At 58.2% G+C, this 3,189-nt stretch carries 3 protein-coding genes; 1 reads left to right on the top strand and 2 read right to left on the bottom strand.

From position 1 onward, the window contains the following. Positions 1 to 460: 460 nt before the first annotated feature. Entirely contained in the window at positions 461 to 1,864 is a 1,404-nt protein-coding gene (ahcY, locus tag QZ302_RS09545) for an adenosylhomocysteinase (RefSeq protein WP_294594814.1), read from the bottom strand. Further along, positions 1,848 to 2,234, bottom strand: a complete 387-nt coding sequence (locus QZ302_RS09550; RefSeq protein WP_294594816.1) for a riboflavin kinase — start codon at positions 2,232 to 2,234, stop codon at positions 1,848 to 1,850. The genes ahcY and QZ302_RS09550 overlap by 17 nt, the downstream gene beginning before the upstream one ends. Positions 2,235 to 2,330: 96 nt before the next feature. Between QZ302_RS09550 and QZ302_RS09555 the strand changes: the two genes are divergently transcribed. After that, the gene (locus QZ302_RS09555; RefSeq protein ID WP_294594818.1) at positions 2,331 to 2,885 is read left to right on the top strand and encodes a MerR family transcriptional regulator; all 555 of its coding nucleotides are present in this window, start codon (positions 2,331 to 2,333) and stop codon (positions 2,883 to 2,885) included. Positions 2,886 to 3,189: the final 304 nt, after the last annotated feature.

Raw genomic sequence — 3,189 nt, forward strand, 5'->3', positions numbered from 1 at the left:
AAGCCAAAAATATACTGTGAATGCTATTGGTTGCAACAGACCAACTGTATCCGCTGCCGCCGACATTTACCACTCCTCCCAATCGTCCATAGTCTCCCGCGTCGCGGAAGCCCGGGGCGGTGCCGCTCGGCACTCGAACCGGGCCGTCTCTACCCTAATCGCCCTCGCACTCACCTTCCTATTTATTCCGAGAGGCAACGCAACGGAAAACCGTAGGCACGGCTGCTCGAGTAGCTGGGGCCGATCCATGTCACACCGAAACTCAAGTTCATGCCACCAGTACCGCTGACCGTAGAAGCCCAGCTGTAACCATTGCCACCGACGCCGTTCAGCGCGCCATTGGCTCTTTCGCGGAAGCCCGGGGCGGACGTTGTGTGATCCGAATCTTCCGCCCCGAGCATAAAAATACGGCCTGCCGCCGGAGCTGCAGACCGCATGAAAATGAATAGGAAGTACCGGATCAGTACCGATAGAAGTCCGCTTTATACGGCCCGTCGACCGAAACTCCGATATAGTCTGCCTGAGCCGGTGTCAGGCGTGTCAGATGAGCTCCGATCTGCTCCAGATGCAGCCGGGCCACCTCCTCGTCCAGGTGTTTCGGCAGCCTATAGACCCCCGTCTCGTAATCCCGCTGCCACAGGTCGAGCTGTGCCAACGTCTGGTTCGTGAACGAGTTGCTCATGACGAACGACGGATGGCCCGTCGCACAGCCTAAGTTCACCAGCCGTCCCTCGGCCAGAATGAAAATCGAGTGTCCGTCTTCCGCGAACGTATAGCGGTCGACCTGCGGTTTGATCTCCGTGCGCGTCGCCCCCTCGAATGCGTTGAGGCGATCCATCTGAATCTCGTTGTCGAAATGGCCGATGTTGCAGACGATCGACTGATCCCGCATCTGTCGCATGTGTTCCAGCGTGATGATATCCCGGTTCCCCGTCGTGGTGACATAGATATTCCCCTCCGGCAAAGCATCCTCGACCGTCTTTACCTCGAAACCCTCCATCGCCGCCTGCAAAGCGCAGATCGGGTCGATCTCCGTCACAATGACCCTGGCGCCATAATGCCGCATGCTCGCCGCGCACCCCTTGCCCACATCCCCGTAACCGCAGACTACCACCACTTTGCCAGCGATCATCACGTCCGTCGCCCGCTTGATGCCGTCCGCCAGCGACTCCCGGCAGCCGTACAGGTTGTCGAACTTCGATTTCGTGACCGAATCATTGACATTAATGGCCGGAAAGAGCAGCTCTCCGCGCTCCATCATCCGGTAGAGCCGGTGCACCCCCGTGGTGGTCTCCTCCGAAACCCCTCGCAACTCTTCTACTGTTGCGTGCCACTTGCCCGGGTCGGTTTTCAAAGTCTCTTTCAACAGGTTCAGGATGACCTGTTCTTCGTGATTCGCCGCCGTCCGATCTAAAACCGAAGCGTCGTCCTCTGCTGCAAACCCTTTGTGGATCAACAGGGTGGCATCCCCGCCGTCGTCTACGATCAGGTGCGGCCCTTTGCCGTCCGGAAAGGTGAGCGCCTCGCGCGTGCACCACCAGTAATCCTCCAGCGTCTCTCCCTTCCAAGCGAAAACCGGCACCCCGGCTGCCGCAATGGCCGCCGCTGCGTGATCCTGTGTCGAAAAGATGTTGCAGGAGCACCACCGCACATCTGCCCCCAGCTCCACTAAGGTTTCGATCAATACCGCCGTCTGGATCGTCATGTGCAGCGACCCCATGATCCTTGCCCCCTGTAAAGGCTTCGAGGGCCCGTATTTCTTGCGCAGAGCCATCAGGCCCGGCATCTCGTGTTCGGCGATTTCAATCTCTTTGCGGCCCCATTCGGCCAGCGACATGTCGGCCACTTTATAAGGTAAACTCATCCTGTGCTATGATATTGAGTGCATTTTCTTTGTCTTCTTCCATCGCCCGGCGCAACTCCTCCACCGAGGCGAATTTCCGTTCGGGCCGGAGGTAGTGTAAAAGGTCGAGCCGGAGCTCCCGTCCGTACAGATCGCCGGAAAAATCGAACAGCCAGGCTTCGGCTTTGGTCTTCTCTTCCTGCGTCACGGTCGGGGCGGTTCCGATGTTGACCAATGCCCACCGCCGTTGGGTGCTGTCGTCGTCATCCCATGCTGCTCGGGCCAGCCAAACGCCGTTCTGCTCTTTGTCCCGACTCCGGTCGGTGGCGGCGAGTTCGATGTTGGCGGTCGGGAAACCGAGCGTCCGGCCCAGCCGGCGTCCGGTTGTCACGGTGCCTCGTATGGTGTGTCGCTTTTGCATCCGGTGGTCAAAGGTATGGAAAAAATCGCTATCTTGGCAGACTGAACCGAAACCTCGATTTTCCGTATGACCGATAAGAAAAAGGGCTCTCGAAAGATGTTTTTCAGCATGGGCGAAGTCTCCGAAATGTTCGACGTGAATCCCTCGTTGATTCGTTTCTGGGAGAAGCGGTTCGACGTGCTCAAACCGAAAAAGAATGCCAAGGGAAACCGGCTTTTTACGCCGGAGGATATCGAGAACCTGAAGCTGATCTACCATTTGGTGAAGGAGAAGGGGATGACGTTGGCGGGGGCGGAAAAGTACATCAAGGACAACAAAAATTCGTTGAAACGGGATGTCCAGATTCTGGAACACCTGGGACGGATTCGGGCGGCGTTGCTGGAGATCAAGACGGAACTGGGGGCGGAGAGTACGGATACGGAGATCGTGGTGCGGACGGAGGCGTTGGCCGAGGCGGTGAACGAGGCTCTTCCGGCGGAAGCGGAAGTAGAAATGGCGGAGGAGACGGAGGAGGTGGTTGTGGCCGAGGCTGAGGTCTCGTCGAGCGAGGAGCGGGGGACTCCAGAGGAGGGAGGGACGGAAAAACCGCGATATATCGAACCGACACTGTTCGACTTTTAACTTTTGGGATTTTTTTGAGGGGCGGTGCTCTTATCAATAGCTTTGGGGCGAGAGCGAATAGCGCGATTCCGAGAGGAATCGCCGTCCTCGGGCGCAGCGACGCATTCGCGGCGCGTGGGGGGCGCGCCGAGGACGAACTTCTGAGAATAGGGTGGTGAATGGGGGACAGTGCTTGTGAGGGTCGAAGCCTGCGAGGCCTATAGCAACGTTAGTTGCGGGCCTCCGCTGGGGGAGGCTTCGGCCCGCGCGGCTCAGAGAGCCGCAGTGATGCAATTTAAATGCAGGGTTGGGTGGTCAGTTACTT

The organism is uncultured Rikenella sp., from assembly GCF_910579375.1.
Lineage (GTDB): Bacteria > Bacteroidota > Bacteroidia > Bacteroidales > Rikenellaceae > Rikenella.